The organism is Streptomyces sp. NPDC041784 (genome assembly GCF_055591025.1).
Window position 1 is genome coordinate 291,089 of record NZ_JBVJAB010000008.1, and the last position, 13,325, is coordinate 304,413.

Annotated in this window: 12 protein-coding genes; 4 read left to right on the forward strand and 8 right to left on the reverse strand. The window is 73.3% G+C overall.

All coding sequences use genetic code 11. The features are described 5' to 3' along the window. Nucleotides 1-32: 32 nt before the first annotated feature. Both rpmI and infC read right to left on the reverse strand, forming a co-directional pair. Entirely contained in the window at nt 33-227 is a 195-nt protein-coding gene (rpmI, locus tag ACZ6D7_RS19975; protein ID WP_003977225.1) for a 50S ribosomal protein L35, read from the reverse strand. A gap of 112 nt (nt 228-339) precedes the next feature. After that, entirely contained in the window at nt 340-1,008 is a 669-nt protein-coding gene (infC, locus tag ACZ6D7_RS19980; protein ID WP_469492222.1) for a translation initiation factor IF-3, read from the reverse strand. A gap of 395 nt (nt 1,009-1,403) precedes the next feature. On the opposite strand from infC, the gene ACZ6D7_RS19985 reads away from it, so the two are divergent. Beyond that, a complete protein-coding gene (locus ACZ6D7_RS19985) occupies nt 1,404-1,781 on the forward strand; it encodes a DUF1844 domain-containing protein (protein ID WP_469492043.1) in 378 nt (125 codons plus the stop codon). 37 nt (nt 1,782-1,818) lie between these two features. Here ACZ6D7_RS19985 and ACZ6D7_RS19990 read toward each other — a convergent pair whose 3' ends face one another. After that, on the reverse strand, nt 1,819-2,550 hold the full coding sequence (locus ACZ6D7_RS19990) for an SseB family protein (protein WP_469492045.1): 732 nt from the start codon (nt 2,548-2,550) through the stop codon (nt 1,819-1,821). Between the two features lie 150 nt (nt 2,551-2,700). Between ACZ6D7_RS19990 and ACZ6D7_RS19995 the strand changes: the two genes are divergently transcribed. After that, nucleotides 2,701-3,702: a serine hydrolase gene (locus ACZ6D7_RS19995; RefSeq protein ID WP_469492047.1), complete on the forward strand. Its 1,002-nt coding sequence runs from the start codon at nt 2,701-2,703 to the stop codon at nt 3,700-3,702. A 37-nt stretch (nt 3,703-3,739) separates the two neighbouring features. Here ACZ6D7_RS19995 and mycP read toward each other — a convergent pair whose 3' ends face one another. Both mycP and ACZ6D7_RS20005 read right to left on the reverse strand, forming a co-directional pair. Beyond that, the gene (gene mycP, locus ACZ6D7_RS20000) at nt 3,740-4,921 is read right to left on the reverse strand and encodes a type VII secretion-associated serine protease mycosin (RefSeq protein ID WP_469492049.1); all 1,182 of its coding nucleotides are present in this window, start codon (nt 4,919-4,921) and stop codon (nt 3,740-3,742) included. Further along, entirely contained in the window at nt 4,918-5,760 is an 843-nt protein-coding gene (locus ACZ6D7_RS20005; RefSeq protein ID WP_469492051.1) for a hypothetical protein, read from the reverse strand. The genes mycP and ACZ6D7_RS20005 overlap by 4 nt, the downstream gene beginning before the upstream one ends. 1,853 nt (nt 5,761-7,613) lie before the next feature. Here ACZ6D7_RS20005 and ACZ6D7_RS20010 point away from each other — a divergent pair. After that, the gene (locus ACZ6D7_RS20010; RefSeq protein WP_469492052.1) at nt 7,614-8,816 is read left to right on the forward strand and encodes an amino acid deaminase/aldolase; all 1,203 of its coding nucleotides are present in this window, start codon (nt 7,614-7,616) and stop codon (nt 8,814-8,816) included. 72 nt (nt 8,817-8,888) lie between these two features. Here the strand turns inward: ACZ6D7_RS20010 and ACZ6D7_RS20015 are convergent, their stop codons facing one another. The 3 genes from ACZ6D7_RS20015 to ACZ6D7_RS20025 are packed head-to-tail and all read right to left on the reverse strand — an operon-like array spanning nt 8,889 to nt 12,436. Beyond that, nucleotides 8,889-9,680, reverse strand: coding sequence for a 3-oxoacyl-ACP reductase (locus tag ACZ6D7_RS20015; RefSeq protein WP_469492055.1), 792 nt, complete (start codon nt 9,678-9,680; stop codon nt 8,889-8,891). Next, the gene (locus tag ACZ6D7_RS20020) at nt 9,677-11,056 is read right to left on the reverse strand and encodes an aldehyde dehydrogenase family protein (RefSeq protein WP_469492057.1); all 1,380 of its coding nucleotides are present in this window, start codon (nt 11,054-11,056) and stop codon (nt 9,677-9,679) included. Before ACZ6D7_RS20020 ends, ACZ6D7_RS20015 begins: the two co-directional genes overlap by 4 nt. An 18-nt stretch (nt 11,057-11,074) precedes the next feature. Further along, the gene (locus ACZ6D7_RS20025; RefSeq protein ID WP_469492059.1) at nt 11,075-12,436 is read right to left on the reverse strand and encodes a glutamine synthetase family protein; all 1,362 of its coding nucleotides are present in this window, start codon (nt 12,434-12,436) and stop codon (nt 11,075-11,077) included. 107 nt (nt 12,437-12,543) lie between these two features. Between ACZ6D7_RS20025 and ACZ6D7_RS20030 the strand changes: the two genes are divergently transcribed. Further along, nucleotides 12,544-13,278 (forward strand): FadR/GntR family transcriptional regulator, encoded by a 735-nt coding sequence (locus ACZ6D7_RS20030; RefSeq protein WP_469492062.1) that lies wholly within the window; start codon nt 12,544-12,546, stop codon nt 13,276-13,278. Nucleotides 13,279-13,325 lie beyond the last annotated feature (47 nt).

A 13,325-nucleotide genomic window follows, 5' to 3' on the forward strand; every position in this document is an offset into this window, starting at 1 on the left:
GCGTACGGCGCTCGGGGCGAGCGCCGCGTACGTCACTTGCCGAGAAGCTTCTTGATCTTCGCGGCGTCGCCCGGGGCCATCTCGGCGTTGCCGGTGAGGCGACGCGTCACACGGGACGACTTGTGCTCGAGCAGGTGGCGCTTGCCGGCACGCTCACGGAGCACCTTGCCGGAGCCGGTGATCTTGAAGCGCTTGCTGGCACCGCTGTGCGACTTGTTCTTCGGCATAGCGCCGTTATCTCCTCGTCGGTGGCGCTCCGGTGCCCGGTCGTGAAACCGGGCACGGGTTGGAGCGTCGCTCTTGTATCGGTTACATCCAGGGGACTTGCGTCCCTCGGAGTCACGCCTCGGCGGAAGCCTCGGCAGGGGCCTCGGCGTCGTCCGCCTCGGCGTTGACGGCGTCGGCGTCCGCGGCGTTCTGCGAGCGGCCGGGGTTGGCCTTCGCCTCGGCCTTGCGGGCCTCCTGCGCCTGACGGGCCTCGGCCATCGCCTCGGTCTTCTTCTTGTGCGGACCGAGAACCATGATCATGTTTCGGCCGTCCTGCTTCGGGTTCGACTCGACGAACCCGAGGTCCTGGACGTCCTCCGCGAGACGCTGCAGCAGTCGGTAGCCCAGTTCGGGACGGGACTGCTCACGACCGCGGAACATGATCGTGATCTTGACCTTGTCGCCCTGCTTGAGGAACCGGACGACGTGACCCTTCTTGGTGTCATAGTCGTGCGGGTCGATCTTCGGCCGGAGCTTCATCTCCTTGATGACCGTGTGCGCCTGGTTCTTACGCGCCTCACGGGCCTTCATGGCCGACTCGTACTTGAACTTCCCGTAGTCCATGAGCTTGCAGACCGGCGGGCGGGCGTTCGCCGCGACCTCGACCAGGTCCAGGTCGTACTCCTGCGCAAGCTCCAGTGCCTTGGCCAGGGGGACGATGCCCACCTGCTCGCCACTGGGACCGACAAGTCGCACCTCGGGAACGCGAATCCGGTCGTTGATGCGGGGCTCGGCGCTGATGGATCCTCCTTGGTAGCACCACGCGGCAGTCTGGCGGACGGCCGCGTAACGTCTGTGTCGTTAGACCTATAACCACGCCGAAGCACAAAAAAATGCCCCGAACGATCACATGCGGGGCTCCAAGCACTACCGGAGCACCGTCGCGAGGATCGCGGGGCGCACTACCGGGCGACTCCATCGTCCGTACGGAACGATGGCGGCCGCCTGACCGGGGTGACCCGCCGCCCTGGGGGTGGTCGGGTGGGAGTTCGGAGCCTCCACTTGTGGGCCGGGCCCGCCTGCTGAGGGGCACGCGTGTCCGACCGGTCGTTACACGAGATTAGCAGCCCGCGCCAGGAAGGGCGAATCGAGCCTCGGTACGGAGGCCCGGCGGGCCTGCGCCTATCGTGTGGGGCATGAGTGAGACCTCCCCCGCCGGCTCCGCCGACTCCCCCGACGCGCCCGACTTCGACGAGATGACCCGCGACATCGCCGAGGTCCCCGCGGTCGAGGTGATCGTGACGGTCGCCGTCAACCTGATGAGCGCCGCCGCCGTGAAGCTCGGGCTGACGGAGGAGGGCGACAAGTACAAGGACCTGGACGAGGCCCGCAAGCTGGTCACCGCCCTCGCCGGGCTGCTGGACGCGAGCACGACCGAGATCAGTTCCTTCCACGCGGCGCCGCTGCGCGACGGCCTGAAGTCGCTCCAGCTGGCGTTCCGCGAGGCGTCCCTCGTCCCGGACGAGCCGGGCCAGGGCCCGGGAGAGAAGTACACCGGACCCCTCTACGGCTAGATCCGGCCAGTTACGACTGGTTCCGGCTGGATCCGGTTCATCCGCGCACGTACAGGGGCTCGCCCGGAGGCGTCGTCCCGGCCGGCAGCAGTGCCAGGTCGAGGCCGCGCACCAGGCGGGCCCTCAGTGTCTCGTCCGCGGCCAGGCGCCGGGCGACGGCCCGGGCCGCCTCGGCGGGGGCGGCGGCCGGGTCGAGGACGAGCGCGAGGGTGCCGTCGGCCTGTCCGGGGCCGAGGTGGGCGCTGACCACGGCGGACTCGGCGGCCACGGCGGCCCGTACCGCCTCCCGCACCGCCGGATCGGCGAGCGGATCCGCCGTCGTACGTCCCTCGGCGAGCGCGCGCAGCGCCGGCCCCGTCAGTTCGAAGGCCACCGGCCCGGCCAGGTCGAGGACGACCGTGTCCGCCTTCTCGTGCGCGGCGGCCTGGAGCGCCTGGTGCAGGGGTACGGCGACGGGGCGCGCCGCCGGGTCCCAGCGGGCGAGGGAGTCGGTGGAGGTGAACGCCGGCAGCGCGGTGCGGGCGCCCGCCTTCAGGGTGGGGACGGCCATGTCGCTGGTCTTCTCGCGGCGCAGCCCGTTCTCGTCCTCCTCGACCTCGCCGAGCACGGCCACCACGGGGACCAGCAGCCGGGCGCCCTTCAGCGCCTCAAGGACCGGGCCCACGGCGGTGCGGTCCTCGGCCCAGGCGGCGAGCGCGGCGCTCAGCCGGGGGTCGGCGGAGCCGTCGTCGTCGGAGTAGCCGGGGTCGGGAATGTTCTTGTTCGCCACGGTCACCGACCCTATCGGGGGGATGCTGCTGGACTTGTGCGGGGCCGGTAACCCGGCGGACACGGGATTCACAGGATTCTCAGACATCGCTGACGCGGCTCTAACGTCCGTCTAACGGACCGCACAGTCAGTGCCCCCACCATCACGGGCATGGAGTCTTCCAGAGCACGTCGAGCCCGCCGCGCTCGTCCGTCCCGGCGCCGTCCGCTCCTCTCCACCGCGCTCGCGGCCGTCGCCGTCCTGGGCGCCACGGCGGGCGGGACCGTCTATGTGAAGGCACAGGCGCACTCCGGCGGGGAGGCCGTATCGTCGTCCGGCGCGGCACCCTCGGTGTCCGCGTCGGAGTCGGCGGACGGGGAGGTGTCGGTGGACGGCGTGGCGGTACCCGAGGTGGACCACGACGCGCTGCTGGCCGAGGCGATGACGTCGGTGACCGTGACCGGCGACGCGGACGTGTCCGTGGCCGTGCTCGCCCTGGACTCCGGGGACGGCACCACGTACGGCGCCACGTACGGCGACACCTCCTTCGACACCGCGAGCATCGTGAAGGTCGACATCCTGGCGGCGCTGCTGCTCCAGGCGCAGGACGCGGGCCGGCAGCTCACCGCGGCCGAGAAGACGTACGCCACCGCGATGATCGAGAACAGCGACAACGACTCGGCGTCGGTGCTGTGGCGGTCCATCGGCAAGGCGGCGGGTCTGGACGCGGCGAACGAGCGGTTCGGGCTGACGGCCACCGAGGGCGGCGACGACATGCTGTGGGGGCTGACCCAGACCACGGCCGCCGATCAGCTCGTCCTGCTCCGGCAGGTCTTCGGGGAGGACTCGGAGCTGAGCGAGGCCTCGCGGTCGTACGTCCAGGGGCTGATGGGGCGGATAGCCGCCGGGCAGCGGTGGGGGGTCTCGGCGGCCGCCGACGGCTCCTCGTGGGAGCTGAAGAACGGCTGGCTGGCGCGGAGCACGACCGGGCTGTGGGACGTCAACAGCGTCGGGCGGGTGACCTCGGGCGGTCGCGGCTTCCTGGTGGCCGTGCTGTCGAACGGCAGCACCACGCAGGCGGACGGCATCACGCTGGTGGAGGCGGCGGCACGGGCGGCGGTCACGGCGATGGCCGAGGCGGACACCGACGGCGACACCGACGCCGGCGCGTAGGCCTCGTAGCTCTCGTAGGCCTCGTAGCCTCCGGGACTCAGTAGCTGTCGTACCGCTCGCGGCGGGCGCGCCACACGACGACCGCCGCGGCCAGGAGCACCATCCCGGCCGCGCCCGCGACGGGCGCCGCCCAGCCGGCCGTGTCGTCGTCGGGGCTGGGGGCGTCGGGGCCGGACCCGAAGTACTCCTTGTCGTAGGGCACGGCCTTGATGCCCTGGGGCTTCAGGTCGGCGGCGGCCCTGATCGCGGCGGCCGGGTCGATGAAGCCGAAGCCGCGGGAGTCGTCGCGGCCGCTCTCGGGGGAGTTGCGGGCGGTGTCCTCCAGGAGCTTCTTGATCTGCGCCGGGGTCAGTCCCGGGCGGGCGCCCTTGACCAGCGCCACGGCCGCCGAGACGAACGCGGAGGCCGCGCTCGTCCCCCACCCTTGGTAGTACTTGTGGTCCGGGTCGGCGATGACGACGTCGACTCCGGGGGCGCTGACCGTGGCGTACCAGCGGCGGGTGGAGAACGACGCGCGGGTGCCGTAGCGGTCGACGGCGGTGGCGGCGATGACGCCCGGGTAGGCGGCCGGGTAGGAGATGTGGTCGCCCTTCTCGCCGCCGTTGCCGGCCGAGGCGACGACGACCGCCCCCTTCTTCAGCGCGTACTGCACGGCCTCGTCCTCCGCCGGTTCCGGGTGGGCGGAGGCGGAGTCGTCGCCGAGGGAGAGGTTGATGACGTCGGCGCCCTGGTCGGCGGCCCAGCGGATGCCCTCGGCGAGGGCGTTGCCGCGGGTGCTGCGGGCCTTGGCGCGCTGCGGGTCGCCGTCCTCCAGGATCACCCGGACGGGCAGGATCTTGGCCTCCGGGGCGATGCCCAGGACGCCGTCGCCGTTCGCGTAGCCGTGTCCGTGGCCGGCGATGATGCTGGCCATGGCCGTCCCGTGGCGGGCCCAGGAGCGGTCGCCCTCCTTCGCGCCGAAGCCGACCATGTCCTTGCCGGTGAGGACGTTGCCGTCGAGGTCGGGGTGGTCGGCCTCGACGCCGGTGTCCAGGACGGCCACCGTGATGCCCTTGCCCTTGGTGGTCTGCCAGGCCTCCTGGGTGTGCAGGGCGTCGAGCGCCCACTGCTGACCGCGTATGCCGTCGGCGTACGCGGGGGTGGCGGGCAGCAGGGCGACGGAGCCGGCGAGCAGGCAGCAGAGGATCCCGGCCCGGCGGGTGGTCGTACGACGGCTCATGAGGGCTGCTCCGAGGGCGGCGTGACGGCGGTCTTGCGCAGGCTGCGCTCGATGCGGTCGGCGAGGCCCTGGGCCTCGTTGCCGAGGCCGGCCTGGGCGGGGGCCGTGGTGGCGCCGGACGCGGTGGCCTCGGGGGCGGGCTGGGGGGTGCCGACGGTACGGCCGTCGACCCAGCCGGACACGGTGTAGACGACGACCGGGGCATCGGTGAGGACGGAGATCGTCCAGGAGGCGCGCTGTTCGTCGCCGAAGGCGGCCGCGGCGGTGCCCTTGGCGGCGTACGGCCGGGGCATCAGGTCGGTGCGCTCGGCGAGGCCTTCCTTGGTGAAGCGGGTGTCGAGCGTGCGCATCGCGGTGGCGTCGGCGGTGGTGAAGAGCAGGCCGACGGTGGTGACGTAGCTCTGGGTGGCGTCGGTGTAGGTGGCGCGCAGGAGCCGCTGGCAGCCGACCGGGGCGAGTGCCTTGAGCAGCAGCGGGTCGAAGGCGTCGGCGCAGCCGCTGTCCGGGGCGACGGCGATCCGCGTCCAGGTGCGGTCGGCTCCGCCGGGTCCGGCGCCCTGCCCGTCGACGGTGGGCGGGAAGAGCTGATCGACGGGAACGTTGTGCCACAGGCCGCCGGCGGTGGTGTACGAGGTCCGCTCGGCCGCGTCCGCGGAGTCCCCGGCGAGCCAGCTCCCGGTGACGGCACCACCGATCAGCCCGAGTCCCAGCACGACGCAGGCGGCCGCCACGACGACGCGCCTGCGCCGCCCCGTGGCGTGGCCCGGCTCCCCGAACCCTTCCGGCTCGGCGAACGACACCACGGGCCGGGTGGCCCCGGGGGCACCGCCGGGCGCCATCGGAGCGCTCCACGAGAGCGCGGGGTCGGGCCCGGCGGCTCCGCCCTCACCCGCGAGGGGCGCGGCGGCAGGCCGCGGCGGCACCCCGGGCACGGGCGGCACCGGCACGACGAAGTCAGGATGCCGAACCGGCGCCCCGGGACTCCAGGCCGGTGGGGAGTCGAGATCGGGGGCCGTGGGCGTGGCGGTGGGGATGGGGGGCGTGGTGGGAGGGGGGGTCGGGGGGTTCGCGGGGGGTGGGGTGGGGGTGGCGGTGCCGCCGGGGGTGAAGCGCCCGCCCGAAGCGGCACCGCCGGCAGGAGCGGGACGCCGGCCGGAGGAAACGTCACGGCCGGACTCAGGACGCTGACCGGGGACGGCGCCGTTGCCGGGGGCAGGGCGACGGCCCGGGGCGGTCGTGTCGCCAGAGGCCGGCGGACGGCTGCCGGGAACCGCACCGGATCCCGGGACGGGACGATGGCCAGAGGCAACACCGTTACCGGAAGCCGAAGGGCTGCCGGGAATCCCACCACCGTCCGTAGCAGAGCGCCGGCCGGAAGTCGCCCCGTCGGCGGACGCGGAACGCGGCGCCGAGGGGGTGCCGCTGCCGGTGGCGGGTGTGGAGGGCCGGGCCGGGTCGCGGTGGGTGGTGCTGGGCGGCGGGACCCACCCGCGCGGCAAGGGGGTCCAGGCGCTGTCGGCGGTCGGGGGAAGGTCGGGGGTATCGGGGCGCGCGTCGCCCCGGTCCCGGTCGGTGGGGCGGGGGGCCGCAGCGCCGGCGGAGTCGGCGGCGCCGGAGCCGTCGGCGGCAGCCGAGCCGGTGCCCTCGCGACCGCCTGGGCCGGTGAATCGGGCGCCGTCCGTGCCCGTGCCCCGGGAGCCGCCCCTGCCGGTCGGCTCGGAACCGTCCGGGCCCGTGGAACGGTTCGTGTTCCAGCCGGGGCGGCGGAAGTCGTGGAGGCCCGCCGGGCGTGTGCCGCCGCCTGCGGGAGTGGCTCCGCCCGCCGGGCGCGCGCCGCCGGCGCCGGTGGGACTGGCGTTGCCCGCCGGGCGCGTGCCGCCGGTGCTCGCGGGGTCGGCGTCGCCGGAGCGGGGGGTCGTGGCGTCCAGGCGGGCGGGGCGTGTGACGCCCGAGGCGGAGGAGCGCGGCGCGGCCGAGCCGTCCGGGCGGGACGGCCAGGGGTCGCTCGGCGCGGGTGTGCGGGGCTCGTCGCTCGGCGCTGTGCCGCCGGGGTGGGCCGGCTGCGACGGCATGCCGGGGAAGCCCGCCGATGCGGGGGGCGGGGTGTCCGGGAAGCGGGCCGATGCGGGGGGTGGCGGGGGCGGGGTGGTCATGGCGTCCGGGTGCTGGGGAGAGGACGGCGCCCGCAGGTTCGGGAACCGGGGCGCGGTGCGGGGGGTCGGGTCGGCCGTGGAGCCCGGCCGTCCCGCGTCCCGGGGGGCGTCTTCACCGGAGACCGGGACCCCGAAGGCCGACCAGGACGCATCCTCACCGGAGACACCCTCGTCCGGCACCGTCGGCGGCTGGGCGGGGCGAGGCGGGACATCGGGGCGTGGGGGGATGGAGGCGCGGCGTGCTTCCGTGCTCAATGCACCCCCCGTTTCCTCGTGCCCGGGCCGTCGTTCTCGTACGCGGGCCGACGTGCGTGTGCCCGGCGGCCCGGTGCGGACGTCGTGGTCCGTCCCTGGGCACGCATACCCGCACGGGCGGACCGGCATCCCGGGCGCGGCTTCCCGGCCGGAGCCGTCGTCCGTGCGTGCGCGTCACTCTACGGCTTGTTCCTGGGCGAACGGGAACCAGTCCCCGCACCCCCGGGGCATCTGCCCGGATCGTCCCCCTACCCTGCGGTAATCCGGTCTGGCAGGCTTCGTTCATGACTGCGCGCGCCGCCGACCGGGCCCGGTACGACCGGGCCACCGAGCACCTCGACGCCCCTCTCGCGATCGTCGATCTGGAGGCTTTCGACGCCAATGCCGTCGACCTCGTCCGCCGGGCCGGCGGGAAGCCGATCCGGGTGGCCAGCAAGTCCGTGCGCTGCCGGACCCTGCTGGAACGCGTCCTGGCGAAGGACGGCTTCGCGGGCATCATGTCCTTCACCCTCGCCGAATCCCTCTGGCTCGCGCGGTCCGGGTTCGACGACATCCTGCTCGCCTACCCCTCGGCCGACCGCTCCGGCTTCGCCGAGCTGGCCGCGGACCCCAAGCTCGCCGAGGCCGTCACCGTCATGGTGGACGACGTCTCCCAGCTCGACCTGATCGACGCGTCGCGCGCCGGCGGGACCGAAGTGGTCCGCGTCTGCCTGGAGCTGGACACCGCGCTGAAACTGCTCGGCGGCCGGGTGCGGGTCGGCGCCCGCCGCTCCCCGCTGCACTCGCCGTCCCAAGTGGCCGATCTCGCCCGCGCGGTGACCCGCCGTCAGGGATTCAAGGTGGTCGGGATCATGGCGTACGAGGGCCATATCGCGGGGGTCGGCGACTCCCTCGCGGGGCGGCCGCTGCGCTCCCGCGCGATCCGGCTGATGCAGACCACGGCCCGCCGTGAGCTGGCGGAGCGCCGCGCCGCGGTGGTGCGCGCGGTGCGGGCCGTCGTACCGGATCTGGAGTACGTCAACGGCGGCGGCACCGGCAGCGTGGAGAGCACGGCCGCCGAGACGGCGGTCACGGAGATCGCCGCGGGGTCCGGACTGTACGTGCCGCGGCTGTTCGACAACTACACGTCGTTCAGCGGCCGGCCGGCCGCCCTGTTCGCCCAGCCCGTGGTCCGACGGCCGGGAGTCGGGGTCGTGACCGTCCTGGGCGGCGGCTACCCGGCCTCCGGTGCCGCGGGGGCGGACCGGCTGCCGGTGCCGTACCTGCCGGAGGGGCTGCGCTACGACCCCCAGGAGGGCCCCGGCGAGGTGCAGACCCCGCTGCTCGGCTCCCCCGCCGACGATCTGCTGATCGGCGACAAGGTGTGGTTCCGGCACGCGAAGGCCGGTGAGCTGTGCGAGCGGTTCGAGATGCTGCACCTCGTCGAGGGGGACACGGTCACGGCGACCGTGCCCACCTACCGGGGCGAGGGACACACCTTCCTGTGACGCCCAGGACCTGTCCGGCCGATCAAGTCACAGGAAAGCGACGGTGCCTCGGCATGATCGGCCGGACAGGTCCTAGAGGGGTGTGACGTACGCCCCCGCGATCCCGCCGTCCACCAGGAAGTCGCTCGCGTTGACGAAGGAGGAGTCGTCGCTCGCCAGGAAGGCCACGGCGGCGGCGATCTCCTCCGCCTCGGCGAACCGGCCGAGCGGGATGTGGACCAGACGGCGGGCGGCCCGCTCCGGGTCCTTGGCGAACAACTCCTGGAGCAGCGGGGTGTTGACCGGGCCGGGGCAGAGGGCGTTCACGCGGATTCCCTCCCGGGCGAACTGCACGCCCAGCTCGCGGGACATCGCCAGCACGCCGCCCTTGGACGCCGTGTACGAGATCTGCGAGGTCGCCGCGCCCATCCGCGCCACGAAGGACGCCGTGTTGATGATGGAGCCCTTGCCCTGGCGCCGCATGTAGGGGATGGCGGCCTTGCAGCACAGGTAGACGGAGGTCAGGTTGACCTCCTGGACGCGCTTCCAGGCCTCCAGGCCCGTCTCCAGGATGGAGTCGTCGTCGGGCGGGGAGATGCCCGCGTTGTTGAAGGCGATGTCGACGCTGCCGTAGGTGTCGTACGCCGCCTTGAACAGCGCCTCGACCTGCTCGGGGTCGGTGACGTCGACCTTCACGAAGATCCCGCCGACCTCCTCGGCGGCCGCCTTGCCGCGCGCCTCGTCGACGTCGCCGCAGACGACGTGCGCGCCCTCGGAGGCGAGCCGGCGTGCGGTGGCGAGGCCGATGCCGCTGCCGGCTCCGGTGATGACGGCCGTGCGGCCGACGAGGCGTCGGCAGATGTTCTCTGCGGGCGATTCGGTCACTGTGCGGGGCCCTCCGTGCTGATGAAGACGTTCTTGGTTTCGGTGAAGGCGGTCAGGGCGTCCGGGCCCAGCTCACGGCCGACCCCGGACTGCTTGTAGCCGCCGAAGGGGGTCCAGTAGCGGACGCTGGAGTGGGAGTTGACGGACAGGTTCCCGGCGCGCACGGCCTGCGAGACGCGCAGGGCGCGGCCGACGTCCCGGGTCCAGATGGACCCGGAGAGGCCGTAGGGGGTGTCGTTGGCGAGCCGGATCGCGTCCGCCTCGTCGGTGAACGGGAGCAGGACGGCGACGGGTCCGAAGATCTCCTCGCGGGCGGCGGCGGAGTCGGGCGCGGCGCCGGTGAGGACGGTCGGCGGGAACCAGAAGCCGGGGCCCTCGGGGGCCGTTCCGCGCAGCGCCGAGGTGTCCTGCGGCACGAACGACCGTACGCGGTCCACCTGCTGACGGGAGATCAGCGGACCCATCTGCGTGGCCTCGTCGGCCGGGTCGCCGACCACGACGGCGGACAGCTCCCGGGCGAGGTGGTCGGCCACCTCGTCGTACACGGACTCCTGGACGAGGATGCGGGTGCGGGCGCAGCAGTCCTGGCCGGAGTTGTCGAGGAACGAGAACGGGTCGACGGCGGCCTTCAGGTCGGCGTCGGCGAAGACGATGTTCGGGCTCTTGCCGCCGAGTTCGAGGGTGACGGGCTTGACCTGGCGGGCGCAGCGCTCCATGACCTCGCGGCCGGTGCGGGTGGAGCCGGTGAACACGATCTTCGCCACGGCGGGGTGGTCGACGAGCGCGCGGCCGGCGACCGCGCCGTAGCCGGGCAGGACCTGGAAGAGACCCTCGGGCAGCCCGGCCTCCAGGCCGAGTTCGGCGAGCCGCAAGGCCGTCAGCGGGGTGGTCTCGGCGGGCTTGAGGACGACGGCGTTGCCGGCGGCGAGCGCCGGGAAGGAGCCCCAGGCGGCGATGGGCAGCGGGAAGTTCCAGGGGGCGATCACACCGACGACGCCGAGCGGCTCGTGGAAGGTGACGTCCCAGCCGCCGGGGACGGGGATCTGCCGGCCCAGCAGCCGTTCGACGCCACCGGCCGCGTAGAGCAGCAGGTCACGGGCGTTGCCGGCTTCCCAGCGGGCGTTGCCGAGGAGGTGGCCGGCCTCGCGGACCTCGAGCCGCGCCAGTTCCTCGACATGGGTGTCGACGGTGTCGGCGAAGCGGCGCAGCAGCCGGGCCCGGTCGGCGGGGGCGGTGGCCGCCCAAGCCGTCTGGGCGGCGCTCGCGCGGGCGACCGCGCGGTCCACGTCGGCCGCGTCGGCGGCCGGGACGGTGGCGACGACCTCCTCGGTGGCGGGGTTGAGAACGATCAGCTCGTGCGGGTGCTGGTCGGACACGGCAGGACCTTTGACCTTTCAGAGACGTTCGAAGGAGCGGCGCAGCTCCCAGTCGGTGACCGCGGCGTCGAAGGCCTCCAGCTCGACGCGTGCCATGTTGCGGTAGTGCGCGACGACCTCCTCGCCGAAGGCGGCGAGGGCCACCGGGCTGGCCGACCAGAGCTCGGCGGCCTCGCGCAGGGTGGTGGGGACGTGCGCGTAGTCGGCGGCGTAGGCGTTGCCGGGGCAGGCCTCGGGCAGCTCCAGCTTCCGCTCGATGCCGTACAGGCCCGCGGCGATCAGACCGGCCACCGCGAGGTGCGGGTTGACGTCGCCGCCGGGGAGCCGGTTCTCGAAGCGCAGGGAGCGGCCATGGCCCACGACCCGCAGGGCGCAGGTGCGGTTGTCGTGGCCCCAGGCGACGGCGGTGGGGGCGAAGGAGCCGGGCTGGAACCGCTTGTAGGAGTTGATGTTGGGGGCGTAGAGGAGGGAGAAGTCGCGCAGGGCGGCGAGCTGTCCGGCGAGAAAGTGCCGCATGAGGTCGGACATTCCGCCGTCCTCGGCGGCCATGGCGTTACGGCCGTCCGCGTCCGCCAGCGACAGGTGGATGTGGCAGGAGTTGCCCTCGCGCTCGTTGTACTTCGCCATGAAGGTGAGCGAGACGCCCTCCTGGGCGGCGATCTCCTTCGCGCCGGTCTTGTAGATCGCGTGCTGGTCGCAGGTGACGAGGGCCTCGTCGTAGCGGAAGGCGATCTCGTGCTGGCCGGGGTTGCACTCGCCCTTGGCGGACTCGACGGTGAGGCCGGCGGCGGCCATCTCGTTGCGGATCCGGCGCAGCAGCGGCTCGACCCGTCCGGTGCCGAGGATCGAGTAGTCGACGTTGTACTGGTTGACGGGGGTGAGCCCCCGGTAGTGCGCGTCCCAGGCGGCCTCGTAGGTGTCCTTGAAGACGATGAACTCCAGCTCGGTGCCGACCTGGGCGGTCAGGCCGTGCTCGGCGAGGCGCTCCAGCTGGCGGCGGAGGATCTGGCGGGGGGCGGCGACCACGGGCGAGCCGTCGTTCCAGCCGAGGTCGGCGATCAGCAGGGCGGTGCCGGCGTTCCAGGGGACGCGGCGCAGGGTGGTCAGGTCGGGGTGCATGGCGAAGTCGCCGTAGCCCCGCTCCCAGGACGACATGGCGTAGCCGTCGACGGTGTTCATCTCGGTGTCGACGGCGAGGAGGTAGTTGCAGCCCTCGGTGCCGTGGTGGAGGACCTCGTCGAGGAAGAAGCGGGCGGCGAACCGCTTTCCCTGCAGTCGCCCTTGCATGTCGGGGAAGGCCAGGACGACAGTGTCGATCTCACCGCTCGCGACGAGGGCGTGCAGTTCCTCGACACTGAGCGGGGCTGTGCGGTCTGCCACGGGAGGGCCTCCTCAGGCTTCCTCGGCTTCTGTCGCCTCTTTGGCTCGGGCGGCCGGAGCCATAAGGTATTGCGGAGAACCATTGCTTGGGAAGGGGGCACGGCCAGATGTCGGTGGACGCGGGCGACGCACCGGACGACCGGTTGACGCCGGTGCTGCGGCCGGTGCGGGCCGGGAACGGCTTCGAGGAGGCGCTGGAGCAGATCCTCCAGGTGGTACGGCTGGGTCTGGTGCCGGGGGGCGAGCGGCTGCCGGCCGAGCGGGATCTGGCGGAGCGGCTCGGGATCAGCCGGGTGACCCTGCGCGAGGTGCTGAAGGTGCTCCAGGACCAGGGGCTGGTGGAGTCCCGGCGGGGCCGGTACGGCGGAACGTTCGTGCTGCCGCGCACGGACGCGGGCGGCGAGGACGAGCTGCGGCGCCGGATCGCCGAGGTCGACATCGAGGACGTGCTGCGGTTCCGGGAGGTGCTGGAGGTCGGTGCGGCGGGGCTGTGCGCGGCGCACGGGCTGACCGGCGAGCGGGCGGACCGGCTGCGCGAGGCGCTCGCCCGGACCGAGGACGCGCCGCTGGCCGACTACCGCCGCCGGGACACCCTGCTCCACCTCACCCTGGCGGAGCTGTGCGGCTCGCCGTCGCTGACGGCGCAGTACGCGGCGGTCCGGGCGACGGTGAACGACCTGCTCGACTGCATCCCGCTGCTCGTGCGCAACCTGGAGCACTCGCAGCGCCAGCACACCGCGCTGGTGGAGGCGGTGCTGGACGGGGACGCGGACGGGGCGCGGGAGATGATGCGGGAGCACTGCGCGGGGACGGCGGCCCTGCTCAGGGGCTTCCTGACATGAAAAGGTATGGATACAGTCCATTGAACGGACGACGTCGGCGGAGCGGG